This window comes from Streptomyces sp. NBC_00029, from assembly GCF_045160505.1.
Classification (GTDB): Bacteria; Actinomycetota; Actinomycetes; order Streptomycetales; family Streptomycetaceae; genus Streptomyces.
Genome location: NZ_CP108292.1, coordinates 5,734,475 through 5,760,895 on the forward strand (window position 1 = coordinate 5,734,475; position 26,421 = coordinate 5,760,895).

Annotated in this window: 28 protein-coding genes and 1 pseudogene; 16 read left to right on the forward strand and 13 right to left on the reverse strand. The window is 71.5% G+C overall.

Annotated features, from left to right (window positions below):
* Positions 1–124: 124 nt before the first annotated feature.
* The gene (locus tag OG753_RS26945; RefSeq protein WP_383205028.1) at positions 125–523 is read left to right on the forward strand and encodes a WhiB family transcriptional regulator; all 399 of its coding nucleotides are present in this window, start codon (positions 125–127) and stop codon (positions 521–523) included.
* Between the two features lie 92 nt (positions 524–615).
* Here OG753_RS26945 and glpX read toward each other — a convergent pair whose 3' ends face one another.
* Positions 616–1,647: a class II fructose-bisphosphatase gene (gene glpX, locus OG753_RS26950; protein WP_030712049.1), complete on the reverse strand. Its 1,032-nt coding sequence runs from the start codon at positions 1,645–1,647 to the stop codon at positions 616–618.
* 280 nt (positions 1,648–1,927) lie between these two features.
* On the opposite strand from glpX, the gene OG753_RS26955 reads away from it, so the two are divergent.
* Positions 1,928–2,446, forward strand: coding sequence for a DUF4245 domain-containing protein (locus OG753_RS26955; RefSeq protein WP_405792819.1), 519 nt, complete (start codon positions 1,928–1,930; stop codon positions 2,444–2,446).
* 132 nt (positions 2,447–2,578) lie between these two features.
* Here OG753_RS26955 and OG753_RS26960 read toward each other — a convergent pair whose 3' ends face one another.
* The 4 genes from OG753_RS26960 to OG753_RS26975 form a co-directional block, all read right to left on the reverse strand.
* Complete coding sequence (locus tag OG753_RS26960; protein ID WP_327264241.1) at positions 2,579–3,172, reverse strand: malonic semialdehyde reductase; 594 nt, start codon at positions 3,170–3,172, stop codon at positions 2,579–2,581.
* Positions 3,173–3,317: 145 nt separating this feature from the next.
* Positions 3,318–3,548 (reverse strand): exodeoxyribonuclease VII small subunit, encoded by a 231-nt coding sequence (locus OG753_RS26965; RefSeq protein WP_383205169.1) that lies wholly within the window; start codon positions 3,546–3,548, stop codon positions 3,318–3,320.
* A gap of 42 nt (positions 3,549–3,590) precedes the next feature.
* Positions 3,591–4,868, reverse strand: coding sequence for an exodeoxyribonuclease VII large subunit (gene xseA / locus OG753_RS26970; RefSeq protein ID WP_405790452.1), 1,278 nt, complete (start codon positions 4,866–4,868; stop codon positions 3,591–3,593).
* Between the two features lie 33 nt (positions 4,869–4,901).
* Entirely contained in the window at positions 4,902–6,281 is a 1,380-nt protein-coding gene (locus OG753_RS26975; RefSeq protein ID WP_405790454.1) for an APC family permease, read from the reverse strand.
* 83 nt (positions 6,282–6,364) lie between these two features.
* Here OG753_RS26975 and OG753_RS26980 point away from each other — a divergent pair, with 83 nt between their 5' ends.
* Together OG753_RS26980 and ppgK are read left to right on the forward strand one after the other, a co-directional pair.
* On the forward strand, positions 6,365–7,369 hold the full coding sequence (locus tag OG753_RS26980) for a 4-hydroxy-3-methylbut-2-enyl diphosphate reductase (RefSeq protein ID WP_030012188.1): 1,005 nt from the start codon (positions 6,365–6,367) through the stop codon (positions 7,367–7,369).
* A gap of 21 nt (positions 7,370–7,390) precedes the next feature.
* Entirely contained in the window at positions 7,391–8,173 is a 783-nt protein-coding gene (gene ppgK, locus OG753_RS26985) for a polyphosphate--glucose phosphotransferase (protein WP_405790456.1), read from the forward strand.
* A 15-nt stretch (positions 8,174–8,188) separates the two neighbouring features.
* Here ppgK and OG753_RS26990 read toward each other — a convergent pair whose 3' ends face one another.
* A complete protein-coding gene (locus tag OG753_RS26990; RefSeq protein WP_401272888.1) occupies positions 8,189–8,635 on the reverse strand; it encodes a DUF6542 domain-containing protein in 447 nt (148 codons plus the stop codon).
* Positions 8,636–8,851: 216 nt separating this feature from the next.
* On the opposite strand from OG753_RS26990, the gene ychF reads away from it, so the two are divergent.
* Complete coding sequence (gene ychF / locus OG753_RS26995; RefSeq protein ID WP_401682335.1) at positions 8,852–9,940, forward strand: redox-regulated ATPase YchF; 1,089 nt, start codon at positions 8,852–8,854, stop codon at positions 9,938–9,940.
* Between the two features lie 86 nt (positions 9,941–10,026).
* Here the strand turns inward: ychF and OG753_RS27000 are convergent.
* Positions 10,027–10,182, reverse strand: a pseudogene (locus OG753_RS27000) (type II toxin-antitoxin system RelE/ParE family toxin); the annotation flags it as partial.
* Between the two features lie 185 nt (positions 10,183–10,367).
* On the reverse strand, positions 10,368–10,982 hold the full coding sequence (locus OG753_RS27005; protein ID WP_405790457.1) for an antibiotic biosynthesis monooxygenase: 615 nt from the start codon (positions 10,980–10,982) through the stop codon (positions 10,368–10,370).
* Between the two features lie 332 nt (positions 10,983–11,314).
* On the opposite strand from OG753_RS27005, the gene OG753_RS27010 reads away from it, so the two are divergent.
* Positions 11,315–11,461 carry a hypothetical protein gene (locus OG753_RS27010; RefSeq protein ID WP_405790459.1) on the forward strand — a complete coding sequence of 49 codons (147 nt, stop codon included), beginning with the start codon at positions 11,315–11,317 and terminating at the stop codon, positions 11,459–11,461.
* Positions 11,462–11,642: 181 nt separating this feature from the next.
* Here the strand turns inward: OG753_RS27010 and OG753_RS27015 are convergent, their stop codons facing one another.
* Positions 11,643–12,359: a hypothetical protein gene (locus OG753_RS27015; RefSeq protein WP_405790460.1), complete on the reverse strand. Its 717-nt coding sequence runs from the start codon at positions 12,357–12,359 to the stop codon at positions 11,643–11,645.
* Between the two features lie 92 nt (positions 12,360–12,451).
* Between OG753_RS27015 and OG753_RS27020 the strand changes: the two genes are divergently transcribed.
* Positions 12,452–12,832, forward strand: coding sequence for a PadR family transcriptional regulator (locus tag OG753_RS27020; RefSeq protein WP_405790462.1), 381 nt, complete (start codon positions 12,452–12,454; stop codon positions 12,830–12,832).
* Positions 12,829–13,401, forward strand: a complete 573-nt coding sequence (locus OG753_RS27025; protein WP_405790463.1) for a hypothetical protein — start codon at positions 12,829–12,831, stop codon at positions 13,399–13,401. Before OG753_RS27020 ends, OG753_RS27025 begins: the two co-directional genes overlap by 4 nt.
* Positions 13,402–13,441: 40 nt before the next feature.
* On the opposite strand, the gene OG753_RS27030 is transcribed toward OG753_RS27025, so the two are convergent.
* Complete coding sequence (locus OG753_RS27030) at positions 13,442–14,482, reverse strand: SMP-30/gluconolactonase/LRE family protein (protein ID WP_405790464.1); 1,041 nt, start codon at positions 14,480–14,482, stop codon at positions 13,442–13,444.
* A gap of 77 nt (positions 14,483–14,559) precedes the next feature.
* Here OG753_RS27030 and OG753_RS27035 point away from each other — a divergent pair, with 77 nt between their 5' ends.
* The 4 genes from OG753_RS27035 (at position 14,560) to OG753_RS27050 (ending at position 18,547) form a co-directional block, all read left to right on the forward strand.
* A complete protein-coding gene (locus OG753_RS27035; RefSeq protein WP_405790466.1) occupies positions 14,560–14,997 on the forward strand; it encodes a MarR family winged helix-turn-helix transcriptional regulator in 438 nt (145 codons plus the stop codon).
* Positions 14,998–15,386: 389 nt separating this feature from the next.
* Positions 15,387–16,472, forward strand: a complete 1,086-nt coding sequence (locus OG753_RS27040; protein ID WP_405792821.1) for an alpha/beta hydrolase — start codon at positions 15,387–15,389, stop codon at positions 16,470–16,472.
* Between the two features lie 198 nt (positions 16,473–16,670).
* Positions 16,671–17,756: an alpha/beta hydrolase gene (locus OG753_RS27045; RefSeq protein WP_405790467.1), complete on the forward strand. Its 1,086-nt coding sequence runs from the start codon at positions 16,671–16,673 to the stop codon at positions 17,754–17,756.
* Positions 17,756–18,547, forward strand: a complete 792-nt coding sequence (locus tag OG753_RS27050) for a trypsin-like peptidase domain-containing protein (protein WP_327264257.1) — start codon at positions 17,756–17,758, stop codon at positions 18,545–18,547. The genes OG753_RS27045 and OG753_RS27050 overlap by 1 nt, the downstream gene beginning before the upstream one ends.
* A gap of 92 nt (positions 18,548–18,639) precedes the next feature.
* On the opposite strand, the gene OG753_RS27055 is transcribed toward OG753_RS27050, so the two are convergent.
* From OG753_RS27055 to OG753_RS27065, 3 genes are all read right to left on the reverse strand, one after another.
* Positions 18,640–19,590: an EamA family transporter gene (locus tag OG753_RS27055; RefSeq protein WP_405790468.1), complete on the reverse strand. Its 951-nt coding sequence runs from the start codon at positions 19,588–19,590 to the stop codon at positions 18,640–18,642.
* 44 nt (positions 19,591–19,634) lie between these two features.
* The gene (locus OG753_RS27060; protein WP_383200487.1) at positions 19,635–20,453 is read right to left on the reverse strand and encodes an isocitrate lyase/phosphoenolpyruvate mutase family protein; all 819 of its coding nucleotides are present in this window, start codon (positions 20,451–20,453) and stop codon (positions 19,635–19,637) included.
* Positions 20,454–20,637: 184 nt separating this feature from the next.
* Complete coding sequence (locus tag OG753_RS27065; RefSeq protein ID WP_327264260.1) at positions 20,638–21,756, reverse strand: threonine synthase; 1,119 nt, start codon at positions 21,754–21,756, stop codon at positions 20,638–20,640.
* A gap of 197 nt (positions 21,757–21,953) precedes the next feature.
* On the opposite strand from OG753_RS27065, the gene OG753_RS27070 reads away from it, so the two are divergent.
* From OG753_RS27070 to OG753_RS27085, 4 genes are all read left to right on the forward strand, one after another.
* On the forward strand, positions 21,954–23,528 hold the full coding sequence (locus OG753_RS27070) for a S8 family peptidase (RefSeq protein WP_327264261.1): 1,575 nt from the start codon (positions 21,954–21,956) through the stop codon (positions 23,526–23,528).
* A 170-nt stretch (positions 23,529–23,698) separates the two neighbouring features.
* Positions 23,699–24,868 carry a DUF4190 domain-containing protein gene (locus OG753_RS27075; RefSeq protein ID WP_405790469.1) on the forward strand — a complete coding sequence of 390 codons (1,170 nt, stop codon included), beginning with the start codon at positions 23,699–23,701 and terminating at the stop codon, positions 24,866–24,868.
* A gap of 147 nt (positions 24,869–25,015) precedes the next feature.
* On the forward strand, positions 25,016–25,768 hold the full coding sequence (locus OG753_RS27080; protein WP_383199538.1) for a GntR family transcriptional regulator: 753 nt from the start codon (positions 25,016–25,018) through the stop codon (positions 25,766–25,768).
* Between the two features lie 452 nt (positions 25,769–26,220).
* Complete coding sequence (locus OG753_RS27085; RefSeq protein ID WP_030012541.1) at positions 26,221–26,406, forward strand: SPOR domain-containing protein; 186 nt, start codon at positions 26,221–26,223, stop codon at positions 26,404–26,406.
* The last annotated feature ends 15 nt before the right edge of the window (positions 26,407–26,421 follow it).

Genomic DNA, 26,421 nt, shown 5'->3' on the forward strand with positions numbered 1-26,421 from the left:
GGCCGGGGGTCTCGTTTCGGACGAACCCCCGGCGCCCCGTGGCACGCGGTGCATAGGGGGGCGTACAGCGGGTAGGGACAGGTGCGTCGTCTCTCGCTCACGTATACGTCGTCAGGAGTAGACCGTGCCGCATCCGCCGCATCAGTCCTTGCAGGTAGCCGCCGTCCAGAGTTTTCCGGGGCGGGCGGCGGCCGTGCCGAAGCCGCGGGTGCCGGTGAGGGCGGAGGACGGCCCATGGCACGCGGAGGCGGTGTGCCGCCGCGACGAGGCGGGGCTCTTCTTCGCGCCGTCCAAGGAGCCGACCGCGGCCCGGCTCTCCCGCGAGGAGGCCGCCAAGCGCGTCTGTGCCCGCTGCCCGGTGATGGTCGCCTGCCGGGAGCACGCGCTGCTCCAGCCGGAGCCGTACGGGGTGTGGGGCGGGCTCACCGCGGCCGAGCGCCGGGTGGTGCTGGCGCGGATGCGGCGCAGGGCCGCCGAGCTGCGCCAGGCCCCGGGGGCCGGGCCGATCGCCGCGGCCGGCTGAGCCTGTCGCCGGGGCGCCGGACGGCGAACGCGGACGCACGAGAGGGACGGTTCCGCCGCACGCGGTGACCGCCCCCCTCGTTTCCCGACGGACTAGTGGGCGCGGTCGAAGTCGATCGCGCTGTACGCGCGCAGCTTCGACAGGCGGTGCGTCGAGTCGATCTGCCGGATCGTGCCCGACTTCGAGCGCATGACCAGCGAGGACGTCGTCGCGGTCTCCGAGCGGTAGTGGACGCCGCGCAGCAGCTCGCCGTCGGTGATGCCGGTCGCGACGAAGAAGACGTTCTCGCCGGACACCAGGTCGTTCGTGGTCAGGACGCGGTCCAGGTCGTGGCCGGCGTCGAGCGCGCGCTGGCGCTCGGCCTCGTCCTTCGGCCACAGCTTGCCCTGGATGGTGCCGCCGAGGCACTTTATGGCGCACGCCGAGATGATGCCCTCGGGGGTGCCGCCGATGCCGAGGAGCAGGTCGACGCCGGTGCCCTCGCGCACGGCCATGACCGAGCCCGCGACGTCGCCGTCGGAGATGAACTTGATCCGGGCGCCGGTCTCGCGGATCTCCTTGACGATGCCCTCGTGGCGGGGGCGGTCGAGGATGACCACGGTGACGTCCTCGACGGCCATGTTCTTGGCCTTGGCGACCCGGCGGATGTTCACCGAGACGGGCGCGTTGATGTCGACGAAGTCGGCGGCCTCGGGGCCGGTGACCAGCTTCTCCATGTAGAACACCGCGGACGGGTCGAACATGGTGCCGCGATCGGCGGCGGCCAGGACCGCGATGGCGTTCGGCATGCCCTTGGCGTTCAGGGTGGTGCCGTCGATCGGGTCGACGGCGATGTCGACCTCGGCGCCCGTGCCGTCGCCGACCCGCTCGCCGTTGAAGAGCATGGGGGCCTCGTCCTTCTCCCCCTCGCCGATGACGACGACGCCGTTCATCGAAACGGTGGAGATCAGGGTGCGCATCGCGTTGACCGCGGCACCGTCCGCGCCGATCTTGTCTCCGCGTCCGACCCACCGGCCCGCGGCCATGGCGGCGGCCTCGGTGACCCGTACGAGTTCGAGTGCGAGGTTGCGGTCGGGGGCCTCCGGAGAGACTTCGAGCTGGGGCGGCAGGTTGTGCTCGGTCATCGGAGCGCACCTTTCTGTACGGCGACGGCCGGGAAGTGAGGGTGCTGGAACTCTATCGGTACGTCGACATATTGAGCAGGGCGGGTCACGTATGAGCGGCATATCGGTCAGCCGATTGTCCTGAGCGAACGTCTTGCGGGCGTTTTGCGGACCTTGTGCGCACCTCCCGATGGTTCCGGTGGACCTCCGGGACTCTCCAGGGTCCGCCGACACGCGCCGCACCGCGACCCCGGCGGTGATCGCGGTCCCGCGATGCGGGACGATGGGTCGCGTGGCAGGTATGAAAGGCAAGCAGACAATCTGGGACATGGTCCGGTCGCTGGGGGTGATCGGCATCGTGGTCGCCGGGATCTACCTCTTCGTCCCGCATGACGACAAGGCCGATCCGACGCGCACGGTCGACTACCGGGTGGAAACCCTGACGGCCCGGCGCGCGGCCCCGTACCCGGTGGCGGCCCCCGTGGGCCTCCAGGAGCAGTGGCGGGCGACCTCGGTGACGTACGAGCGCAAGAACGCCAACGCCTGGCACCTGGGCTTCCTCGACCCGGAGCAGCAGTACGTGGCGGTGGAGCAGTCCACGGACACCACGGCCAAGTACGTCGCCAAGGTCACCCGGCACGCGACGGCCACCGGGCAGACGCAGCAGGTGGGCGACCTGACCTGGGAGCGCTGGGACGGCGAGAAGTACGACGCCCTCGTGCGGCAGGAGCAGGGCTACGTCACGGTGGTGACCGGCACGGCCTCCTTCGAGCAGCTCGGCGCACTGGCGGCGACGCTGGAGTTCAAGCAGGGCAAGTAGCGCCGCCTCCGGCCCGCGGCGGCCCGGCCTCGCAGGCCGAGAAGCGCCGATGCGGGCCGGAAGGTACGGAAGAGGGCCGTGGCCCCCGGTGATCCGGGGGCCACGGCCCTTTTCGCGTGCCTGCGGCGGCGATCAGACGGTCGTGATGACCTCGTCGAAGGCCAGGCGCGGCGAGCGGTCGAACCAGGCGCCCTCGGCGGCCGGCTTGCCGATGTTGATGACCATGATCGGGGTGTGGTCGGCGTCCAGGAACTCCTTCTGGATGCCGGCGAAGTCGGCGCCGGTCATCGGGCCCGCGGCCAGGCCGGCGGCGCGGACGCCGATGATGAAGTACGCGGCCTGCAGCGCGGAGTTGAGCAGCGCGGACTGCTCGCGGACCGGGCGCTCGGAGAAGAACGCGTCCTTGGCCTGCGGGAAGTGCGGCAGCAGCTGCGGGAGCTCCTCGTGGAACTCGTTGTCCGCGGACAGGATCGCGACCAGCGGCGCGGTGGCGGTCTTGGCGTCGTTGCCCTTGGCCATGTGCTGCACGAGGCGCTCGCGGGCCTCGGGGGAGCGGACCAGGGTGATGCGCAGCGGGGTCTGGTTGAAGGCGGTGGGACCGAACTTCACCAGGTCGTAAATCGCCTGGACCTGCTCCTCGGTGACCGGCTCGTCGGTGAACGAGTTGGCCGTGCGGGCCTCGCGGAACAGCAGGTCCTGCGCGGCGGAGTCAAGAACGAGAGACATCGGAAAGCCTTCTTCCATACGGAGGTGAAGCGATGTCCCAGACTCTACGGCGGAGGTAGATGAATTTTCAACTAAATCTGCCTCCTGGTGACCGGGATCACCCCGGGGTCACCCCAGGTCACTCCTCCCGGGTCACATCCCCCGGTCACTCCTCCTCGGCCGGCTCGCGCGCCGCCAGCGCCGAGTCCAGCCGCGCCCGGGCCCCCTCCAGCCAGTGCCGGCAGACCTTCGCCAGCTCCTCGCCGCGCTCCCAGAGCGCGAGGGAGTCCTCCAGTGAGGTCCCGCCGGCCTCCAGCTTGCGGACGACCTCGATGAGCTCGTCGCGGGCCTGCTCGTACCCCAGCGCCGTGGTGGCCTCTGTCATTCCCGTATCCATCCTCTGTGTGTCGTGCGACCAGGTCATTGCGGCCGTGTGTCGCTACTCCGAAGCGACTGTTGCGGCGGGGGACTCGGGAGACTCCGGGGATTCCGGAGGCTCCGCGGACTCCACCGGGGCGACCTCCACGGAGAACGACCCCTGCGCCACCCGTGCGCGCAGCACCTCGCCCGCCGAGACCTCCTGCGGCGAGCGCACCGCATGGCCGTCGGCCCGCTGCAGTACGGCGTACCCGCGCTCCAGGGTCGCCGCCGGGGACAGCGCCACCACCCGGGCGAGGGTGTGCGCCAGTTCCGAGTCGGCCCGGTCCAGCAGGTGCCCGAGCGTGCGCCGGGAGCGGGCCAGCAGCGCGTCCAGCTCGTCCTCGCGCATCTCCACCATCCGCTGGGGGTGCACGAAGACCGGCCGGGCCAGGGCGTGCGCGAGGCCCCGTTCCTCCCGGTCGAGCAGCCCCGTGACCGCGCGCAGCCCGCGGGCCTGCAGCTGCCGCACGCGCTCCAGCTCCTCGCCGACGTCCGGGACCACCTTCTTCGCCGCGTCCGTGGGCGTGGAGGCCCGTACGTCCGCGACCAGGTCCAGCAGCGGGGAGTCCGGCTCGTGGCCGATCGCCGAGACCACCGGGGTCCGGGCCGCGGCGACCGTCCGGACGACCTCCTCGTCGGAGAAGGGCAGCAGGTCCTCCACGCTGCCGCCGCCGCGCGCCACGATGATCACGTCGACCTCGTCCATCGCGTCGAGCTCCTGGACGGCCCGGACCACCTGGGGCACCGCGTGCACCCCCTGGACGGCGACGTTGCGCACCTCGAAGCGGACCGCCGGCCAGCGGCGCCGGGCGTTCTCCAGGACATCGCGCTCGGCCGCCGAGGCCCGGCCCACCACCAGCCCGATCAGCTGCGGCAGGAAGGGCAGCGGCTTCTTGCGGTCCAGCGCGAAGAGCCCCTCGGAGGCCAGGGACCGCTTGAGGCGCTCCAGCCGGGCGAGGAGCTCCCCGATGCCCACAGGCCGTATCTCGGTGGCCCGCAGGGACAGCTGGCCGCGCGGGGCGTACCACTCGGGCTTGGCCAGCAGGACGACCCGGGCGCCCTCCGAGACCACGTCCGCGACCTCGTCGTAGACCTGGCGGAAGCAGGTCACGCTGACCGAGATGTCGTGCGAGGGGTCGCGCAGCGTCAGGAAGACCACCCCCGCTCCCGGCCGCCGCGAGAGCTGCGTGATCTGCCCCTCCACCCACACCTGGCCGAGCCGCTCGATCCAGCCCCCGATGAGCCGGGACACCTGGCCTACCGGCAGCGGCGCCTCGGCCGACGTATTCAGACCCATGCACGCAGGCTATCCGGCGCCGCCGACAGTGCGTCAGGCCCCGGCGCCGGTGTCGCCGGGCAGGTCGCGGCGGCCGCGCTGGACGAACAGCACCGCCAGACCCACCGCCAGCCACACCGCCCCCACCAGTTGCGCGGTCCAGGAGGCCTCGACGATCACCGCGACGGTCACCACGGCGCCCAGCACCGGGATCACCAGGTGCTTCCACCAGTTCGGCGGGCCCTCCCGCCGCTTGACCACGAACCAGCCCACCACCGAGGCGTGCAGCAGGGTGAAGGCCACCAGCGCCCCGACGGCCACGACCGACACCAGCTGGTCGAGCCCGTCGTCGCGCCGGGCCGCCCACACCGCCGCGACCAGCGTGATCGTGGCCGCCAGCAGCAGGGCCGGCCGCGGGGTGCCGTCCGAGGTCCGGGCGAACGCCCGGGGCAGCCGCCGCTCCCGGGCCATCGCGAAGACCAGCCGCCCGGCCGCGGCCTGCCCCGCCAGCGCCGCGAAGGCCGCCCCGATCGCCTTGCTGACCGCCACCAGGTCGTGCAGCCAGGAGCCGGCCGAGGACTCCACCGCGTCGTAGAAGGCCGGGCCCTGCAGCGCCGGCTCGGCCGCCAGCTCCGCCGCGGACACGGGCATGAGCAGGGCCGCCAGATAGCTCTGGGCGATGAACAGCACCCCGGCCAGCGCCAGGCAGAACAGCACCGCCCGCGCCACCCGCTCCGATCCCCCCGTCACCTCCTCGGCGAAGGAGACGATGGCGTCGAAGCCGAGGTAGGACAGGACCGCGACCGACACCGCCCCCAGCACCGCGGCCGTACTGAAGCCGAGCGAGCCGTCACCGGTCAGCGGGGACAGCCAGCCGCGCCGCGCCCCGCCCTGGACCAGTACGGTCACCGCGGCGACCAGGAAGACGAGCAGGACCAGGATCTCCATGGCCAGCACGGCGAAGCCCACGCGCGCGGCCGTCCGTACGCCCCACAGGTTGAGCGCGGTGGTGATCACGACGGCCAAGGCCGTCCACACCCACCGGGACACCTCCGGCACCAGGGCGTTCATCGCGATCCCCGAGAAGAGGTACGCCACCGCCGGGATCAGCAGGTAGTCGAGCATCGCCATCCACCCGGCGATCAGCCCGGGGCCCTCGCCCAGGCCCTTGCGGGCGTAGGTGAAGACCGAGCCGGCCTGCGGGGCGACCCGCACCATCTGCGCGTACGAGAAGGCCGTGAAGGCCATCGCGACGGTCGCGAAGAGGTACACGAGGGCGACGGCGCCGTGCGACCTGGCGTCGAGCGTGCCGAAGACCCCCACCGGCGCCATGGGGGCGATGAACAGCAGCCCGTAGACGACCAGGTCCCTGAAGCCGAGGCTCCGCCGCAGCGCCGTGGGCGCCGCAGCGCCGGAATCCGTAACGGAAGCCATCCGTCCTCCGGGACATAGGGGCGGGCTTTCGGGCAAGTGTGTGCCGTACGGCCGACGCCCGGCCTGCTGGAGACCCCCGTACGATGGAGCACATGACTGCTCCCGCCCCCGCTCCCGCTTCCCGCCGTGTCCTGCTCGCCGCGCCCCGCGGCTACTGCGCGGGCGTGGACCGAGCCGTGATCGCCGTCGAGAAAGCCCTTGAGCAGTACGGTGCGCCGGTCTACGTCCGCCACGAGATCGTGCACAACAAGTACGTGGTGCAGACCCTGGAGAAGAAGGGCGCCATCTTCGTCGAGCGGACGGAGGAGGTGCCCGAGGGCTCCATCGTGATGTTCTCCGCGCACGGTGTGGCGCCGGTGGTGCACGAGGAGGCGGCGCGCGGCAAGCTCGCGACGATCGACGCGACCTGCCCCCTGGTCACCAAGGTGCACAAGGAAGCCATCCGGTACGCGAACGAGGACTTCGACATCCTCCTCATCGGCCACGAGGGCCACGAGGAGGTCATCGGCACCTCCGGCGAGGCCCCGGACCACATCACGATCGTCGACGGCCCGCACGACGTGGAGAAGGTCACCGTCCGCGACGAGTCCAAGGTCGTCTGGCTCTCCCAGACCACCCTCTCGGTCGACGAGACGATGGAGACGGTCGACGCGCTGAAGACGAAGTTCCCGCTGCTCGTCTCGCCGCCGAGCGACGACATCTGCTACGCCACCTCGAACCGGCAGGCGGCCGTCAAGGTGATGGGCGCCGACTCCGACCTGGTCATCGTGGTCGGCTCGAAGAACTCCTCGAACTCCATCCGGCTCGTCGAGGTCGCCAAGGACGCCGGCGCCAAGGCCGCGTACCTGGTCGACTTCGCGAGCGAGATCGACGAGGCCTGGCTGGAGGGCGTCACCACCGTCGGCCTCACCTCGGGCGCCTCGGTGCCGGAGGTCCTGGTCGAGGAGGTCCTGGAGTGGCTGACGGTCCGCGGCTACGCGGACGTGGAGATCGTCAAGACGGCCGAGGAGTCGATCGTCTTCTCGCTGCCGAAGGAACTCCGTCGCGACCTGCGCGCCGAGGCTGCCGAACTGGTCGCCGACAAGTAACTCGTTTCGTACGGTATGTCCATGCAGATCTTCGGCGTGGACATCGGCGGGTCCGGGATCAAGGGCGCTCCCGTGGACCTGGAACGTGGCGACCTGGCGCAGGAGCGCCACAAAGTACTGACACCGCAGCCGGCCACCCCCGAGGGGGTGGCCGGCTGCGTCGTGGAGGTGGTGCGCACCTTCGAGTGGGACGGCCCGGTCGGGGTCACCTTCCCGGGCGTGGTCACCGGCGGCGTCACCCGTACGGCCGCCAACATGGACAAGTCCTGGATCGGCGTCGACTCGGCGGCGCTGCTCTCGCGCGAACTGGGCGGCCAGCCGGTGACGGTCCTGAACGACGCGGACGCGGCGGGCGTCGCGGAGATGACGTACGGGGCCGGGCGCGGGCGGGGCGGCACCGTCCTGCTGCTCACGCTGGGGACGGGCATCGGCAGCGCCCTGTTCACGGACGGGCGGCTGGTCCCGAACTCGGAGCTCGGGCACCTGGAGCTGAAGGGCCACGACGCGGAGACGCGGGCGTCGGTGAAGGCCAAGGAGGACCACGACCTCACGTGGGAGCGCTGGGCGCACCGCGTGCAGAGGTACCTCCAGCACGTGGAGATGCTGTTCTCCCCGGACCTCTTCATCATCGGCGGCGGGGTCAGCCGCAAGCCGGAGAAGTTCCTGCCGCTGATCGAGGGCGTGCGGGCGGAGATCGTGCCGGCGAAGCTCCAGAACAACGCGGGCATCGTGGGGGCCGCGATGGCGGCGAAGGCGGCGAAGGCGGCGAACGTGGCGAACGTGGCGAACGTGGCGAAGAAGTAGCGGCGCGGGCAGCGCTCAGTGGGTGAGGCGGCGGGGCATCCGCCGCCTGCCGATGAGCACGGCCTTGCGCACGACGGCGATCAGCCCGGCGACCAGGGTCCCGGCGTACAGCCAGCCCGCGTGCAGGGACAGCGCGGACACCAGCCCCATCAGCTGCCCGCCGAAGCCGCCGGAGCCGCCGGAGATCGGCCACACTCCGGCGGCGAAGGCGATGGGCACGCCGATGGGAGCGGTGATCAGGTCGGCGGGCCGTACCCAGAGGGCGGTGGCTGCCGCCACGGGCAGGAAGAGCAGCCCGTAGACGAAGAGCGAGGAGCCGAACAGCAGCCAGCAGATCCCTCCCACCAGCACCATGGCGGCGCACGCGAACAGCCCGCCGCCGAGCCCGGTCAGCCGGGGCCGGGGCATCCGCCGCGCGAGCGCGGAACGGCGCGGCCCGCCGCCGCCGGCCTGGGCGGGCACCGCGGTGGTGGTCCGTGTGCCCCCTCGCTGGGCCGGGGGTCGCTGCGGGTGAGGTGCCGAACGCGTCCTGTATTGCTCCACGTGCCCACGCTAGGCGGGCCGGGCCCGGTATCCGTGTGGGGACACGCGTACAACGAGTGCCACTCATCGGAAAGTAAACTGTCCGGTGGCCCACTCCCGGGCCGCCGCCCCCTCCAGCTACGGGAAGTCGCCAACGTGTCGCTCACGATCGGAATCGTCGGCCTGCCGAATGTCGGCAAGTCGACCCTGTTCAACGCCCTGACCAAGAACGACGTGCTGGCGGCCAACTACCCGTTCGCCACCATCGAGCCGAACGTCGGCGTCGTCGGCGTCCCGGACCAGCGCCTGGCCGTCCTCGCGGGCATCTTCGGATCGCAGCGGGTCCTCCCGGCCACCGTCGACTTCGTCGACATCGCGGGCATCGTGCGCGGCGCCTCGGAGGGCGAGGGCCTCGGCAACAAGTTCCTCGCGAACATCCGCGAGTCGGACGCGATCTGCCAGGTCATCCGCGCCTTCAAGGACGAGAACGTCGTCCACGTCGACGGCAAGGTCTCGCCGAAGGACGACATCGAGACGATCAACACCGAGCTGATCCTCGCCGACCTCCAGTCCATCGAAAAGGCCGAACCGCGCCTGACGAAGGAGTCCCGCCTCCAGAAGGAGAAGGTCGCGGTCCTCGCGGCCGTCGTCGAGGCCAAGAAGATCCTCGAAGCCGGCGACACCCTCTTCTCCAAGGGCATCACCAAGGGCACGGAGCAGGGCGACCTCCTCCACGAGCTCCACCTGCTCACCACGAAGCCCTTCCTCTACGTCTTCAACGTGGATGAGGACGAGCTGACGGACGACGCCTTCAAGGCCGAGCAGAGCGCGCTCGTCGCCCCGGCCGAGGCGATCTTCCTCAACGCCAAGCTGGAGGCGGAGCTCATCGAGCTCGACGACGAGGAGTCGCTCGAACTCCTCCAGTCGGTCGGCCAGGAAGAGCCCGGCATGGCCACTCTCGGCCGCGTCGGCTTCGCCACCCTGGGCCTGCAGACCTACCTGACGGCCGGCCCGAAGGAAACCCGCGCCTGGACCATCAAGCAGGGCGCCACGGCCCCCGAGGCGGCCGGCGTGATCCACACCGACTTCCAGCGCGGCTTCATCAAGGCCGAGGTCATCTCCTTCGCGGACCTGGTCGCCTGCGGCTCGGTCGCGGAGGCCCGCGCCAAGGGCAAGGCCCGCATGGAGGGCAAGGACTACGTCATGCAGGACGGCGACGTGGTGGAGTTCCGCTTCAACGTCTGATCGCGTATCCAGAGGCGGCCTGACCTGCGAGGATGCAGGTCAGGCCCTTCTGCTGTCCGCAACAGTCCGCAGAACCGGGAGAGCAGCTACGCGTCGTGGACCGTGGAACGGTGTCCGACGTGTACGACCCACACCACCAGCTCCCCGTTGTCGATGGTGTAGAGGACGCGATAGTCGCCGCCATGTGTACACAGCGTGGGTTGCGGGCGCTCGTTGGGATGAGCTGCCGATTGGGTGGCTGATTCCGGGGGCAGAGATTCCGCGGCCCTGCGGCGTGCAGGGCCCCCGCGTACGGGCCACGCCCCCGGCCGATGGACCAATTTCGTAAGCATGCAGGTCAGAAGGGGCCGGGCTCGTCGAGTTCGACCCGTTCCGCATGCTCATGCCGACTTGGTGCTGACTCGCGATCGCGGAAGCGGAGGCAGGGTCAGGCGTGGGGTACCGCCGTGGCGAGGACCACCTCGAATTCCTCGAGGCTGCGGGTGGTTGCGCGAGCCTTCGCCGTGGCCTCTCCGCGGACCGCCGCGACGGCGCCACGGGATGCCACGAGTGCGTCGCGGTCGGCGTAGAGCGCGCCGACAGCGGCTCTGCCCCGGTCGCGATCGATGAGCAGGGAGATGCCGGCCAGTCCGGGGACCTTCTGGACCTTGGGCAGTGAGGTGTCGCGGAACGTGTCCACCAGCAGGTCGATGTCGGCCGGCTCGACGTCCATGTGGACCAGCCGGAACCCCGCGCCCGGCCCGAGTTCCTCTGCGCGCCGGGCGACCGCCGCTTCCCAGTTGTCGACCGTCAGGGTCTGCGCGAAGGGCGCCATCATCTCGGCCCGCCGCTTGCTCAGGTTCTCGTAGCTGGCCTGCCGGGAGGCCTCGTCCTCCCACCACGATCCCACCAGGAGCTTGCCGAGCTCGCGGTCGGCGAACAGCCCCATCCCGCGGAAGCCCGGTTGCGCCGACAGCAGCGCACGCCCGTCGGTCCGTAGCGCCTCGGCGACCCCGTCGAGCTCGGCCGGATCACCCGTTGCATAGATGCTGCGAACGTACATAGCGCCCTTTCCTGCCTTCCGGTGGCCCCGCGCGGGCTCGTTTTCCCACTCCATGCGATGACCGGGGCGGATGGGGGGCAACGCGGCAGGGGCATTCAGGTGAAGAGGTGAGCCGTTGGCCCTGCTGTTTCCCGTGCTGGGACGGCGCTGGGCATCTGATCATCCATCAGCCGTTCGGCTCGCCTGAAGGGCGCCGGTGTGCGGTCCAGCGGGGCGAGGGGACCGCGACGCTTCACGGTGCTGAGCCTGGCGCGCTACGGCCGAGTCCCTGAAGAGGGTTCTGAGGGAGACATTCCCGAGCCCACGGTGCGCGGTGGCTCCGGGACTCCTTCGTGCCCGCACCGCACCTCGTCTGGTTCGCGAGCAGCCTCGCCGTGGCGAACGGCGGGCAGGATCCGTGGCCGCTGCCGGCCGAGGGCGGCGACGAAGACATCGCGGCTGAGCTGCGCAGGCACCTCGATTTCGTCGAGACCCCGTAGGCCAGTCCGCGGACAGTCCGCAGGACACCCGTAAGCGACCGTCGGGACCCAACGCTCGCCAACGGAGAAACGCCTGGTCAAGGCGCTTTACGGGGCTCCGCCACAGGTCAGGAGCGGGCCGCAGGCATTCCGCTTCAACGTGTAGTCGCTCGTTGCCGCATGCTTTCGCCGGGCATGCAGGTCAGGAGGGGTCGGACTCCGTCGAGTCCGACCTCTTCCGCATTCCTGTGCCGACCTGGTGCTGACTTTCAGCCGCTTCGGCGGCGACCCGGCGGGCCGTCGGGTTCAGGGCCCTGGTTGTCGCCTGGGTGACGGGGTGACCGGCGAGGACGTGGCGGACGGCTTCGAGGGGGACGGGGCGCTCGTAGTAGTCCTCGAAGTGGGCCCGGACGGCCTCGGGGGAGCGGTCCGTGAGGAGATGGAACAGGAAGCCGGAGCCGTCGGGGTCCTCGCTCCCGGCGGGGTAGGCGATGGCCGAGCCGGTACGCCAGGCGGTGTCGCCGGGCTCCCACCACAGGCAGACGGTGACCCGAGGGACGTCGATGCCCTCGTCGAAGAAGGCGGGCTCGTCCAGGAGCGGGCGCAGGGCCGCAGGCACCTCGTCGATGACACCGGGCCAGACCTCTTCGTCGTCCGTCCCGTACGGACTCATCTCCGATTCGTGGTCGAAGCCGCGTATGAGCACGCCCGCCGACGTGAAGAGGACAGAGAAGTCGTCCCCCGAGCCGTTGTCCATCAAAGCCGCCTCTTCGCCGGGGCCCCAGGCGATGGCGAAGGTGTAGTGGCAGAACCGCGGATCGTCGCCGATCGTCGCGTCCAGGACGGCCAGCGCCCGCAGGTGGGTGCGGAGCCGGGCCGGGTCGGGGAGCAGGGCGGCGGCCTCGTGTGCAGTGCTCATGGTTCCCATGGAAGCAGCCGCCACCGACAGTCCGGCGCGGCTGCGGTTGATTGTCTTGTGGTGCAAGGGAGTTGATGACTATCTTGTACCGCATGACAAAGGAGCCGACCGCGACCGGTGACCAACGGCGCAGCCAGCTCCTGCGCGGAGTGCTCGACCTCTGCCTGCTGTCGCTCATCGGCGAACGGCCCCGGTACGGCTTCGAGTTCGCGCAAGCGCTCGCCCACGCCGGGCTCGACCTCGTCAGCGACGGCAGCATCTATCCGCTGCTCGCGCGGATGGAGCGGGCGGGGCTCATCTCCTCGTACCGTGCTCCGTCCCCCAGCGGCGGCGCCCCGCGCAAGTACTACCGGCTGACCGAGGCGGGGCGCGCCGAGCTGGGTGCGGGGCGGGGCGACTGGCGGGCCTTCTCCGGGCAGGTGGGTCGGATCCTGGACGCCGGTACGCAATCCACGGGGGAAGGCACACCATGACGAACGAGCAGATACTCGCGACCTGCCGCAGCAACTGGGAGTACCGCGGGGTCGAGGACGCCGCCATGCGGGAGATGCTCGACGAGCTCTCCGCGCACCTGCAGGACGCACAGGCCGCCGGGCGCACCGCGCAGGACGTCGTCGGCCCGGACGTACGGGCCTTCGCCGCGGCCTGGGCGCGGGAGCGCACCCCCTTCGCCCACCGGGCGCTGCGCATGCTGGCCATGGCCGCCTACGTGCTCGGCTGGCTGCTTCTCTTCCTGCACCTGACCCGGTGGACCACCCGACTGGATGTGACCGCCGCCCACGGAGCCTTCCTGGTGGCCGTCGGCGCCGGAAGGGTCGCCTGGGAGCTGCGCCGGGGCGTGATGCGCCTGTACCAGCAGTGGGCGCTCTCCCTCGTCGTTGCCCTGCCCGTGGCGATCCTCACCAGGTGGTTGGCCGGTGACGGGGTGCTGTTCACCCTCCCGCTGTGGGTCGCACCGGTCCTGCTGCTGCCGGGGCTGCCGTACGCGGTCTGCGACGTGCGGGCCCGCCGCGGCGCTCAGGGCGACCCGGCCCGGCCGTGACGCCGCACCGGGCCCGGCCGCCCGGGCCCGGCCGTCCCGGTCAGAGGCCGCGGACCGCCGCGACCGTGAACGTGGTGGGAGTGCCCGAGCCGGGGGTCATGGGACCGCCCTTGTCGAACTGGGAGCGGACCACCAGCGTGCGGCCCGGGGTGTGGGTGAGGGTCGTGGGGATCTGCAGGGACGGGTCCGTGATCGTACGGGTCAGCCGGGCGCGGGATCCGTCCGCGCCGACCTGCCAGCGGGTCAGCGTGTTGGTGGTGTTGTGCGCGACGCGCAGGGTGCCGTCGGGGGAGAGGTGGAGGCCGTCGGCCGCCTTCATGTCGCCGCCGCTGAGGGCGACGCGGCGGACGGCGCCGGTGCGCAGGTCGACGCGGTAGAGGTCGCCCTCCGGCATGTCGACGGTCAGCAGGTAGCGGCCCTTGCGGTCGGAGACGATCCCGTTGAGGCTGAAGCCGCCCGCCGGCCGGGGGCGCAGCGCCGGGGTGAGGTCGTAGGCCTCGGTCAGGACGCCGCTGCCGATGGCCAGCTGCTCCGGGGTCACGCGGTAGATCATGCCGCGGATGCTGTCCGTGAGGTACGCGGTGCCGTCCGGGGTGAGGGTCAGGTCGTTGATGAAGTGGGCGGGGGCTCCCGTTCCTCCGGCCACCTCGAAGTGCGCCAGGCGGGACCCGTCGGCGGTGTCGTAGACCGCCACGCCCGTGGTCGAGTCGGTGACCCACAGGCGGCCGCGGGCATCGACCCGCAGGCCGTTCGCCGTGCGGCGGCCGTCGGTGCCGGAGGGCAGGAACACCTCCGCCTCGGAGCGGCCGGGGCGGGCCCGGTAGACGGTGCCGTCCGCGTACGAGCCGACGTAGACCGTGTGCGTGCGGGGGTCGGTGGCGATGCCCTCCGGGTAGACCTTCGCGCCGGGTATCGCGAAGGCGGTGGATATCCGGGCGTCGCCGGCCGGGTTCCGCAACTCGGCCGGGGCCTGCGCCCGTGCCGGGGCCACACCCAGGGTGAGCGCCACGGCCAGGGCGGCGGTCAGTGCGGCGGGCAGCGCAGTCGGCAGGGCGGCAGGCGGGAATGACTTCGTCTTCATCATCGTCCTCTAGTGAGTGCGTGAGGGCGAATGTATGTTAGAGCTCTAATGCTTGCAAGGGGCCGTAGGATGCGGGCATGACCTCCATGGCCCCCGAGGAGCGCATCGGCTCTCATCTCAAGCGTGCCGAGCAGGCGCTCCTCGCGGCGAAGAACGCGGCGTGCAAGCCGGCCGCAGTAACGGTTCCGCAATACGCCGCGCTGCTCTGGCTCGCCGAGAAGCCCGGCATCTCGGCCGCCGCCCTCGCCCGGCTGTGCGGAGTGACGCCGCCGACCATGAACACCGTGCTGAAGAACCTGCAGGAGCGCGGGTTCATCGCGCGGACCCCGCACGAATGGCACCGCAACGTTCTGGAGACCCGGCTCACGGACGAGGGGCGCGCGGCGTTGGAGCTGGCCGATTCCGGGGCGGTACGGGTGGAGCGCACGCTCGCCGCCGCGTTCACCGGTGAGGAGCGGGAGTTGCTCATCCAGCTGCTGGGGCGATGTGCGCAGGCGCTCGACGCCCAGCGCTGAGACCCGGCGGCCCCCGAGTACTCCGGCATGACTTTGCTCTGATTTGGAACTGTGCGGGGGTTTCGCACATCAGAGGTAGGGGATGCCAGCCGTTCTGCCCTCGGGGGCAGTCATGACCGTTCGGAGCGAAGTCCGTGCACCAGTACCCGCAGCGCCCGCGGCCTGATGAGCAGCAGCCGTACCAGGAGCACCAGGGATACCAGCAGTACCCGGGGTACCAGGACGAGGAGCAGCGGCAGCGGCAACCGCAGCAACAGCGGTACCAGCAGCCGCCGCCCCCGCACCAGCCGCCCCCGCACCAGCAGTCCCCGCACCAGCAGTCCCCGTATCCGCAGTACCCGCAGCCGCCGCAGCCGCCCCAGCGCTATGCGTACGCGGAGCAACCCCCGGTGCCCGAGCCCCCGCGGTCCGGGCGCTCCCGGCGCCGAATATGGATCGGCGCGACGGTCGCCCTCGCGCTCCTGCTCGGCGGCGGCGGTTTCGCCGCCTGGAAGCTCGACTGGTTCTCCGGCAACGGCGAGGCCGTGAGCTTCGGGAAGAACCCCCAGCCCCCGGCTGCCGCCGGCAAGACGGACCCGAGCGCCCCGGCGACGGCCGCCAAGCCCACCGGCGACCCGGACGTGCTCATGCCGACCGGCCCGAAGGCCGCCTTCAAGCAGACCGCCAAGCTCGACGACGGCACGATCGTCGCCAAGACCCGTATCGCGGGCGCGAAGTCCGGCTTCGAGGGTGACGTCTGGGTGTGGGCGCCCAAGGAGTACGACGACCCGAAGTACGCCAAGAGCGGCTTCCCGGTCCTCATCGCGCTCCCCGGCGGCAACGGCTTCCCCGACAACTACTGGGCCGACCGCAGCCTCGGCCTCCAGAAGGCCATCACCGACGGTGCCAAGGCCGGTACCAGCCTGCCGTTCATCGTGATCATGCCGGTGCTCAACCCGGACGCCAAGTACTACTACGACGGCTCCGACATCCCCGGCCAGGCCAAGATGGGCACGTGGATGGCCGAGGACGTCCCGGCCTTCGCCAAGGCCAACTTCCGTACCTACAAGTCCCGCGACGGCTGGGCCTTCATGGGCTCCTCCTCCGGCGCCTTCGTCGGCATGAAAACCGTCCTGCAGCACCCGGACAAGTTCAAGGCCGTGATCGCCAGTGGCGGCGAGATCGTCCCGGACTCGCCGCTGTGGAAGGGCCACCAGGCCGAGATGGACGCGAACAACCCGGAGAAGCTCGCCCAGAAGCTGATCGACTCCAAGGGCCCCGAGGTCTACATCAACTTCCAGATCGGCACCAAGGAGAGCGGGAAGGAGCGGATGACGAAGTTCCAGCAGCAGTACGGCAAGGGACCCGTCAAGATGACCATCCGCGACATCCAGAACGGCGAGCACAACGGCTGGCACTACGTCCGGGGCATGAAGGAAGGCTCCCTGGAATGGGTCAGCAAGGTCCTCAAGGGTCCGAAGCCCGAAGCCGGCTGACCCGCCCCGCCGCATCCGCCGCCGCATCCACCGAGACATCGGCCGCCGCAGCCCGGCCCTCGGCGCGTGGCCCTCGCCACGTCCCGCCCGTCCCAGGCAACCCATCCCGTCGTTCATACCTCTGTAAGGGGTGTAAGGGGGACCGATCGGTCCGACCCGCGCTCCGCGCGAGCGCCGGAGAAGGAACGGGACAAAACCGTGCAGCATGACCAGCAAGGCGACGGCAGCCCCATGACCGAGGGCGGCCGTCGCCCCCACCGCCTGCGCATGATTCTGATCAGTGGCGGGCTCGCGCTCACCCTCGCCGCAGGGGGCGCGGCGGCGTACAAGTTCGGCCTCTTCTCCGACATAGGGGATCCGGTCGCCTTCGGGAAGGTCCAGGAGAAGACAGCCACCGCCTCCGAGGTCCTCCCGGGCCCGGAGGTGCTCATGCCCACCGGGCCGGCGGCCGAGTTCGTCCGCACCAACCGGCTGCCCGACGGCACCCAGATCGCCAAGACCACCCTCAAGGGCGCGAAGTCCGGATTCACGGGTGACGTGTGGGTGTGGGTGCCCAAGGAGTACGACGACCCGAGGTACGCCAAGAGCGGCTTCCCGGTCCTGATCTCCCTGCCCGGAGGTCGCGGCTACCCGACGAACTACTGGGGGACGGGCCCCGGCCTCGGCCTCCAGAAGGCCGTGAGCGACGGGGCCGCGGCCGGGACGAGCCTGCCCTTCATCCTCGTCATGCCGGTGATCAACGGCGACACCAAGCACCACTTCGACGGTTCGGACATCCCCGGCCAGCCCAGGATGGGCACCTGGATGGCCGAGGACGTCCCGGATTTCGCGAAGGCCAATTTCCGCACCTTCACCTCCCGTGACGGCTGGGCCTTCATGGGTTCCTCCTCGGGCGGCTTCGGCGCCTTCAAGCACGTCCTGAAGCACCCCGACCGGTTCAAGGCGGCCATCGCGAGCGGGATCGACATCGTCCCCGACTCCCCGCTGTGGCAGGGGAACAGGCAGGCCATGGACGCGGACAACCCGGAGAAGCTCGCCGCGAAACTGATCGACGCCAAGGGCCCCGAGGTCTACATCAACTTCCAGATCGGCACCGCCGAGACCGGCCGCGAGAAGGCCGAGAAGTTCATGAAGGAGTACGGGAGGGGCCCCGTGCACACCAGGCTGCAGGTGATCCAGGATGGTGAGCACAACGGAAAGTCGTACGTGCGTGGCATGAGGGAGGGCTCCCTGGAGTGGATCAGCAAGGTGATGAAGGCACCGACACCCGAGCCCGGCGTGTGATGAGCACGGTGGTGAAGGGGGCGTCGGCGGCGGCCGCGGCGGGGATCGCGGCGCTGTGCGCCGTCGCGTTCGTCGAGGCGCCCGCCGAACCGTCGGCGCTCCCCTTCCCCACCGTCGGAGTACTCATGGCGGGCGGCGAGCACTGGTGCACGGCGAGCGTCGTCGACAGCCCGAAGGGCAACGTCGTCGCCACCGCCGCACACTGCGTGGCCCCCGCGGGCGAGGACGGGCAGCCGGGCGAGGTGGCCCACGACGGCCTGGCCATCGGTGAGCTCTCCTTCGCCCCGGCCTTCTCCGGCGAGGGTGCCGGCACCCAGCCGCTGGGGGTGTGGAAGGTCCGTTCGATCCACGTGGACGACCGCTGGACGAAGTGGGGCGAGGACACCGCCGACTTCGCCTTCCTCACCATCGAGCCCGGCGAGGACGGGCGCAGCGTCCAGGAAGCGGTCGGCGGCGGCGCCGAGGCTCCCGTACCCGAGTGGACCTCCGGGTACGAACGGGACGTGACCGTCGTCGGTTACCCGGAGTCCGAGCACAACCCGCAGAACAAGCCCGTCTCCTGCACGACGCGGACCCGCCACGACGAGGACGACCCCGACATGCTCTACATGAGCTGCGCCGGGTTCTGGACGGGGACCAGCGGCAGCCCCTGGATCGCCGACCGGGGCGGTCCGGAGCGGGCCGGGCGGCTGATCGGCGTGCTGAGCGGCGGGGACACGGACGTGGACTCCACGGCCGCACTGTTCGACGAGCACGCGAAGGCCCTGTACGAGCGGGCCGCGCGGGGCTGAGCGGGACGGCGTCGCAGGCGGCCGAGCGGGCTCGTGCCGCACGACCGTCAGCGGGCCCGTGCCGCACGGGGCCCAGCGCGTCCGCGCCGCGGCTACCGCTTCCTGCGCTCCGTACTGACGATCACACCCACCGCCGCCACGACGACCGTTCCGCCGACCACGATCGGCCAGGTCAGGGCCTCGTCGAGGATCAGCGCACCCAGCGCGACGGCGACGACCGGGTTGACGTACGCGTACGTGGACACCAGCGACAGGGGAGCGGCCTGGAGCAGCCACACGTACGCCGTGAAACCGACGAGCGAGCCGATCAGCGTCAGGTAGGCCAGGGCCAGCCAGGAGGCGGTGGATACCGACGCCGGGTCCAGGCCGCGCTGCTCGCCGCGCAGCAGGCCGACGACCACGGCCGCGGTCCCGCCCACGACCATCTGGTAGGCGCTGCCGGTGAAGGGATTGCCCGGCAGCTCCAGCCTCGACGCCGAGAACGAGCCCAGCGACCACAGGACCGAGGCCGCCACCACCATCAGCACCCCCGACAGCCGCACCGCCCCGCCGATCCCCGAGCCGGTCAGCACCGCGAGCCCGGCGAGGCCCACCAGCACCCCGCCCAGGGTGCGCCGCGGAGGCCGGTCACCGGTGCTCGCCCGGAGCACCACCACCCACATCGGGACCGCCGCCACCAGCAGCGCGGCGAGTCCCGACGGCACCGAGGTCTCGGCGAGGACGACCAGGCCGTTCCCGCCGAGGATCAGCATCAGGCCGACCAGGGCCGCCGAGCCGAGCTGGGCAGGGGTGGCCCTCAGCGCGGCCGGACCGCTGCGCCAGGCGACGACGGCCGCCAGCAGCAGTCCGGCGGTGATGAAGCGGGCTCCGGCGGAGAGGAAGGGCGGCATGGTCTCGACGACGATCCGGATGCCGAGGTAGGTCGAGCCCCAGACCACGTAGACGAGGGCGAGGGCGAACCAGACGGCGCCGGAGATCCTGCCGCGCGCGGCGGTGGCGGAGCCGGCGGCAGCCTTGCCGTCCAGAGGTGTTGAGGTGCTCATGCTCGGATCCTATGGTCGTTGGCCCATACAGGCTTCCGGGTTTCTCACCCCTTGAGCAGGCTGTTCAGCTCGCCGTACGGGAGGGAGTGCGCGAGCGACCCGTAAGTGCCGTCGGAGATCAGCTCCTCGGCGGCGCGGCGGACCACGGCGTACGCGGCCTCGGCGACCCAGGAGCCGAGGCTGACGCGGGACACCCCGAGGGCGCCGAGGGCGGCGACGGCCGGGGCGCCGGGGCCGACCAGGATGTTGAGCGGGGCGTCGATGCCCTTGGCCAGCTCGGCGACGGTGTCCGGGTCGAGGACGCCGGGCACGAAGATGCCGGTGGCCCCCGCCCGGAGGTACGCGGCGGCGCGGGCGAGGGTGTCGTCCAGGCGGGTGGCGCTCTCGCCGAAGCCCCGGAGATAGGTGTCCACGCGGGCGTTGATGTAGAGCGGGACCCCGGCGGCATCGGCTGCGGCGCGCGCCGCAGCCAGGCGCTCGACCTGCTCGGCGGGGTCGCGGTGGCCGTCCTCGATGTTGATGCCCACCGCGCCCGCGGCCAGGACCCCGGTCACGGTCTCGCCCACGCCGGCCGGGTCGGCGCCGAAGCCGCCCTCGATGTCGGCGGTGACGGGGACGGAGACGGCGGCCACCACGCGGGCGACCAGGTCGAGGGCCCGGTCGCGGGCGAGCGCGTCGCCGTCCGGGGACCCGAGGGACCAGGCGACGCCGGCGCTGGTGGTGGCGACGGCGGGGGCGCCGGCGGCCTCGACGACGAGGGCGCCGGCGACGTCCCAGGCGTTGGCGAGGGCGAGGGGTGCGGTGGGGGTGTGCAGGGCCGCGAACGCGGCGGCCTTGGCGGCGAGATCAACGTGGGTGGTCATGGGGCCAGTTCACCAGACCGGGGCGGGTCCGGGCTCGCGGAATTCCGACATGTAGCCGGAGTGCCGGGGCCGGTGCAGGCCGGTGCAGGCCGGTGCGGGCGGGTGCCGCCCCGGCGTGCGCCGCCCCCGCCCCGCGCCTCGAACGCCGTCGGGACCGGGAGGGGCGGGGGGAGCCCGGCGGTGGTCAGTGGGGGGCGGCCAGGCCGGTCTTGGCGCCCGAGCCGCACAGGGGGAGCACCGCCGTGCGGCCCTGCAGGGGGTCCGAGGGGGCCGAGGGGCCCACCGCCGCCCAGCACGCGGCGGCGGTCGGTTCCACGAAGAGGCCGCGGCGGGCCAGATCCCGCTGGGCCTCGCGCAGGGCGGCGTCCGGGACGGTCAGGAAGGTGCCGCCGGACTTGCGCACCGCGGCCAGGATCTGGCGGGCGCGGGGCGGCGCAGGGATGGCGATCCCCTCGGCCAGGGTCGGCCGCTGCTCCACCGGGGCGGCGTCCTCCGCGCCCGCCGCGAACGCCTCGGCCAGCGGGGCCACCGCCTCCGCCTGCACCGCGATCAGGGCCGGTGGCCGGACCCCGCGCCGGGCCAGTTCCTCCACGGCCAGCGCCGCCCCGAGCAGCAGGGTGCCGTTGCCCACCGGGACCACCAGGGCCTCCGGCAGCCGGCCGCCCAGTTCCTCCCACACCTCGTACACGTACGTCTTGGTCCCGTGGAGGAAGTACGGGTTGAACACGTGGCTCGCGTAGAAGACCCCGGGCGCGTCCGCCGCCGTGCGGGCGGCCTCCGCCGCGGCCTCGCGGCCGCCGGGGACCACACGGACCACCGCCCCGTGTGCCCGCATCTGTTCGGTTTTCTTCTCCGACGTGCCCTCGGGGACGAAGACTTCGCAGTCCAGTCCGGCCCGCGCGCAGTACGCGGCGATCGACGTCCCGGCGTTGCCGCTGCTGTCCGCCACCACCCGCTCCGGGGCCAGCCGCCGGGCGAGCTCCGCGAGCATCACCGCGCCCCGGTCCTTGAAGGACAGAGTGGGCATCAGGAAGTCGAGTTTGGCCTGAATTCGCTCCCCCAGCGGAACCATCGGAGTGTGCCCCTCCGCCAGCGAAACGGAGAAAGCCCCCGGCAGCGGCAGTACGGAGCCGTACCGCCACAGCGAATTCGGCCCCGAGGACGGTTCCAGCACCGCGGCCGGGTCCGGCGTGAAATCGAGGTCCCAGGGTCCACCGCAGACGGGGCACCCCCAAGGCGCAGTCCGGACGTCCGCGCGTGTACCGTCCTCTGAGCAGACGTAACCGGGGGGTGCGTGCGTCATGTGCGGATCGCCTTTGTTCGATCATGGCCGGGGTACGGCTCGGATGTTACGCGTCCGCCCTGCCCGTGCGGGTCGTGCCGAAGGTGGGTCAACCTTTCGGCGGCGACAGCCCGTTGGGCCGTACGGGTTGTCATGGCCACGCTTGTGCGGCAGCGCCGCACCCCCTGCTTGCACCACCTAGGAGGAGGACCCGTCACATGCCAGTGATGCGTCACACAAGCCGGAAAATCGCCGGCATCAGCGCGACCGCGGTCGTGGCCCTCGCGCTCGGCACGGCTTCGGCGCTTCCCGCATCGGCCGTCGGCATCGGTGTACCGGGTGTCATCCAGAACGCCGGAGCCCCGGGGTCCATACCCGGCAGCTACATCGTGACCCTGAAGGACTCCGCGGCCCGGTCCACCGCCGACAGCGGCAGGGCCGTGGCGAAGCGGTACGGCGCGAAGATCGACAAGACCTACAGCGCGGCCCTCAACGGCTACTCCGTCAAGGTCTCCGAGGCACAGGCCAAGAAGCTGGCCGGGGACCCCGCGGTCAAGTCGGTCGTGCAGAACCGCACGTTCACCGTCAGTACCACCCAGCCCGGCCCGCAGTCCTGGGGTCTGGACCGTGTCGACCAGCGTGCGCTGCCGCTGAACCAGAGCTACGCCTACCCGGACAAGGCCGGCGAGGGCGTCACCGCCTACATCATCGACACCGGCGTCCGCATCACGCACCAGGAGTTCGGCGGGCGTGCCTCCAACGGCTACGACGCCATCGACAACGACAACACCGCCCAGGACGGCCACGGCCACGGCACGCACGTCGCCGGCACCGTCGCGGGCAGCTCGTACGGCGTGGCCAAGAAGGCCAAGATCGTCGGTGTCCGCGTCCTGGACAACAGCGGCAACGGCACTACGGCCCAGGTCGTCGCGGGCATCGACTGGGTGACCCGCAACGCCGTCAAGCCGGCCGTCGCCAACATGTCGCTCGGCGGCGGCGCGGACTCCGCGCTCGACGCAGCCCTGCGCAACTCCATAGCCTCCGGCATCACCTACGCGGTGGCCGCGGGCAACGAGTCCAGCAACGCCGCGACGAAGTCCCCGGCGCGCGTCACCGAGGCCATCACGGTCGGCGCCACCACCAGCACCGATGCCAGGGCGGCCTACTCCAACTACGGCTCCGTCCTGGACATCTTCGCGCCGGGCTCCGCCATCACCTCCGCCTGGGGCACCGGCGACAGCGCCACCAACACGATCAACGGCACGTCGATGGCCACCCCGCACGTCGCGGGCGCGGCCGCCGTCTACCTCTCGCAGAACCCGGCCAGCACCCCGACCGAGGTGGCGACGGCCCTGGTGGGCTCGTCCACTCCGAACGTGGTCAGCGGCGGCGGCACGGGCTCGCCGAACCGCCTGCTGCACGTCACCGCCCAGGGCCCCGTCCCGCCGGGCAAGCGGTTCGAGAACACCGCGGACCACGCGGTGGGCGACAACGCGACCGCCGAGTCCTCGATCACCGTCAGCGGTGTCGTCGGCAACGCCCCGTCGGCGCTGAAGGTCCCGATCGACATCAAGCACACGTACATCGGTGACCTCAAGGTCGACCTGGTCGCGCCCGACGGCAGCGTCTACACCCTGCACAACCGGGCCAACGGGGCCGACGACAACATCATCAGGACCTTCACCGTGAACGCCTCGGCGGAGACGGCCCCGAACGGTGTCTGGAAGCTCCGTGTGAACGACAACTCGGCCGGCGACACCGGGAAGATCGACTCCTGGGCGCTCCAGTTCTGATCAGCGTCCGATCGGCCTCCGGCCGGTCCGGGCCACGGGCCCCGACCGGGCCGTGAGGAACAGCGGGGGCGACCGACTTGTCGGTCGCCCCCGCTGCGTACTATTTCGCGCATTCGTTCGCGCCCTCCGCGGCGCGCCCCACGATGCCCCCTGCGATGGAGTCCGCCCCAGTGAGCACCACGCCGACCCCTCCTCCCGGGCCGGGCCACTCCTGGCCCCCGCCCTCACCGCGGCCGGGATGGGGTCCGCCGCCCGGCTACGGACAGCATCCGCCGGCGCTCAACGGCTTCGCACTCGCCTCGCTCCTCTCCGGACTGCTGTGTTTCCCGCCGCTCGGCGTGGCGTTCGGCATCGCCGCCCTCGTGCAGATCGCGAAGCGGGGAGACCGGGGGAAGGTGCTGGCGATCGTGGGCCTGGCGGTGTCCGTGGTGATGACCGGCGTACTGGTCCTCGCCACCGGGCGGATCCTCACGGACCTCGACGACCGCTTCGAGTCGCTCAGCGAGTACTCCGACGTCGAGGGCGAGCTCACGGACCTCGACGACCTGCGGCCCGGTGAGTGCTTCAACGTCCCCGGCGGATACCTGATCGACGAACGGCCGTTGACGTACCGGATCGACTGCGCGCAGGTGCACCACGGCGAGGTCACCGCGTCGAAGGTGCTGGGGACGGCGGACGTGCCCGGGTCGGGCGGGGCCGACCGCGCATCCGAGGACGCGTGCTGGAAGGCCCAGGACGAGTACGCGATGGACACGTGGGCGCTGCCCGAGTACGCGGAGATGTTCTACTACGCGCCCTCGCCCGAGTCCTGGGCCGAGGGGGACCGGGTGCTGCTCTGCGTGATCGGTACGAACGAGGAGGAGCGGCGGGGCAGTCTGCGCCGGGACGAGGGGATGCTGAAGCCGGAGCAGTCGGCCTTCCTGCGGGCCGCCAACTCCGTCGAGTTCGTGATGAGCCGGCCGCCCGAGCGCGACGTGGAGGACGCGCTGCCCGAGTACCGGGCGTGGGCGCGCGAGCTGTACGCGGCGCTGGGCGCCGAGGCGAAGCTCCTGCAAGGGGACATGGCCCGGGCGGGGATGGAGAAGGCCGTTCCGGCGCAGATCAAGGAGATCGAGGCGGCGCGCGAGCATTGGCAGCGCGCCTCGCAGGCGACGACGCCGCAGGAGTTCGACCGGCAGTGGGACCGGGCGCTGGCCGCGATGTCCCTGGAGACGGAGAAGGCCCTGCGCGGCGCGTACGGGCTTTCGACGGAGGTTCCGCAGTGGCTGCAGGACAGCCAGGGCGACCGGGAGGACCCGGACGACGGGTCCGGCGAGGGATCCTCCTCCGCGTCCGTGTGACGTCCGCGGGGGCGCTGTGGGTAACGCAGGGTAGCGGGTTTGAGTGACCTGGCTTCATCACTTCGGGTGAAACTCTGGCCCTTGCTTGCGGTATTCAACCGTCGGTTGCGAGGGTGTAGCTGTCTGTCAACCTGATGGGAGTGGCCAGTGACTTTCGGTGAGCAGCCGGCCTATCTGCGCGTGGCCGGGGACCTGCGACGGAAGATCGTCGACGGCTCTCTGCCCCCGCATGCCCGGCTCCCCTCTCAGGCCCGCATCCGCGAGGAGTACGGGGTCTCCGACACCGTGGCCCTGGAGGCGCGCAAGGTCCTCATGGCGGAGGGACTGGTCGAGGGTCGGTCCGGATCCGGCACGTACGTACGGGAACAGCCGGTCCCGCGGCGGGTCGCCCGCGCCGGCTACCGCACGGGCGGCGCCTCGACGCCGTTCCGGCAGGAGCAGGCCGACTCCGGCGCGCGCGGCACCTGGGAGTCGAGCAGCGAACAGACGGGCGCGCCCACGGAGATCGCCAAGCGACTCGGCATCGAGCCGGGCGAGCGCGTCATGCGGACGCGGTACGTCTTCCGCGACGCGGGGGAGGCGATGATGCTGTCCACCTCCTGGGAGCCGCTCGCCGTGACCGGCCGGACCCCCGTGATGCTGCCGGAGGAAGGGCCGTTGGGCGGCTCCGGGGTGGTCGACCGGATGGCCGCGATCGACGTGGTCGTGGACAACGTGGTGGAGGAGGTCGGCGCGCGGCCCGGCCTGGCGGAGGAGATCCTGCTCCTCGGCGGGGTGCCGGGGCACGTGGTGCTGGTCATCGGCCGCACCTACTACGCGTCAGGCCGGGCCGTGGAGACGGCCGACGTGGTGGTCCCGGCGGACCGCTACCGCCTGGCGTACCACCTCCCCGTGAGGTAGCCGCTCGTACCCGCGCGTGAACCCCCGGGCGCCGCCCGGGGGTTCACGCGCGCCCGGCGCGAACGCGTCGACCCGGCGGGTTTCGGCGCGATGATGATCGCCTCCGCCGTCCCGGTCCCGGTGTCCCCGGACGGTTCGGTCCGCATGCCGGGACCCCCTTCCCCCGCCTCGGGGCCGGGCCGGGTGAGTCCGTCCCGCCGCTTCCCCGCCGCCGCGTTGACGCCACCTGCGCGGACGCCCGCCGTCCGACGGCGCGGCGGCGCCGCCCGGGCATGCGGTGCGCCCCGTTCGAACCGGCGCGCACGGCCCACTCGTACGCATGGCCGGATGCGTACGCCTGTGAGGTACCTCTTCGTGAAAAACCGTATCCGCTCCGTAAAGGTCGGGCGTAAGCTCAGGCATATGCGCAATGCGGTTTCCCGGACACGTACGTCGGCGGAGGGTGAAACGCAATGAACGACAGCGGTGCGCTGCTTCCGTGGCTGGTCATACGCGAGGACGACAACGGCAACCGCTACCGGGTGGGCCGGTACGCCACCCGGGCCGAGGCCCAGAAGGTCGCCGACAGCCTCGAGGACCGAGGACACAAGCAGCTCTACTGGGTCGAGCGGATCGGTCAGACCGCCACGATGAACTGAGCGTCGCGACGACTC

Excerpts from the sequence above, each read along its gene's own strand:
- glpX (WP_030712049.1), bottom strand. The coding sequence starts at position 1,647 with ATGACCGAGCACAACCTGCCGCCCCAGCTCGAAGTCTCTCCGGAGGCC.
- OG753_RS26955 (WP_405792819.1), top strand. The coding sequence starts at position 1,928 with ATGAAAGGCAAGCAGACAATCTGGGACATGGTCCGGTCGCTGGGGGTG.
- OG753_RS26960 (WP_327264241.1), bottom strand. The coding sequence starts at position 3,172 with ATGTCTCTCGTTCTTGACTCCGCCGCGCAGGACCTGCTGTTCCGCGAG.
- OG753_RS26965 (WP_383205169.1), bottom strand. The coding sequence starts at position 3,548 with ATGGATACGGGAATGACAGAGGCCACCACGGCGCTGGGGTACGAGCAG.
- xseA (WP_405790452.1), bottom strand. The coding sequence starts at position 4,868 with ATGGGTCTGAATACGTCGGCCGAGGCGCCGCTGCCGGTAGGCCAGGTG.
- OG753_RS26975 (WP_405790454.1), bottom strand. The coding sequence starts at position 6,281 with ATGGCTTCCGTTACGGATTCCGGCGCTGCGGCGCCCACGGCGCTGCGG.
- OG753_RS26980 (WP_030012188.1), top strand. The coding sequence starts at position 6,365 with ATGGAGCACATGACTGCTCCCGCCCCCGCTCCCGCTTCCCGCCGTGTC.
- ppgK (WP_405790456.1), top strand. The coding sequence starts at position 7,391 with ATGCAGATCTTCGGCGTGGACATCGGCGGGTCCGGGATCAAGGGCGCT.
- OG753_RS27005 (WP_405790457.1), bottom strand. The coding sequence starts at position 10,982 with ATGTACGTTCGCAGCATCTATGCAACGGGTGATCCGGCCGAGCTCGAC.
- OG753_RS27015 (WP_405790460.1), bottom strand. The coding sequence starts at position 12,359 with ATGAGCACTGCACACGAGGCCGCCGCCCTGCTCCCCGACCCGGCCCGG.
- OG753_RS27020 (WP_405790462.1), top strand. The coding sequence starts at position 12,452 with ATGACAAAGGAGCCGACCGCGACCGGTGACCAACGGCGCAGCCAGCTC.
- OG753_RS27025 (WP_405790463.1), top strand. The coding sequence starts at position 12,829 with ATGACGAACGAGCAGATACTCGCGACCTGCCGCAGCAACTGGGAGTAC.
- OG753_RS27030 (WP_405790464.1), bottom strand. The coding sequence starts at position 14,482 with ATGAAGACGAAGTCATTCCCGCCTGCCGCCCTGCCGACTGCGCTGCCC.
- OG753_RS27035 (WP_405790466.1), top strand. The coding sequence starts at position 14,560 with ATGACCTCCATGGCCCCCGAGGAGCGCATCGGCTCTCATCTCAAGCGT.
- OG753_RS27050 (WP_327264257.1), top strand. The coding sequence starts at position 17,756 with ATGAGCACGGTGGTGAAGGGGGCGTCGGCGGCGGCCGCGGCGGGGATC.
- OG753_RS27055 (WP_405790468.1), bottom strand. The coding sequence starts at position 19,590 with ATGAGCACCTCAACACCTCTGGACGGCAAGGCTGCCGCCGGCTCCGCC.
- OG753_RS27060 (WP_383200487.1), bottom strand. The coding sequence starts at position 20,453 with ATGACCACCCACGTTGATCTCGCCGCCAAGGCCGCCGCGTTCGCGGCC.
- OG753_RS27065 (WP_327264260.1), bottom strand. The coding sequence starts at position 21,756 with ATGACGCACGCACCCCCCGGTTACGTCTGCTCAGAGGACGGTACACGC.
- OG753_RS27070 (WP_327264261.1), top strand. The coding sequence starts at position 21,954 with ATGCCAGTGATGCGTCACACAAGCCGGAAAATCGCCGGCATCAGCGCG.
- OG753_RS27085 (WP_030012541.1), top strand. The coding sequence starts at position 26,221 with ATGAACGACAGCGGTGCGCTGCTTCCGTGGCTGGTCATACGCGAGGAC.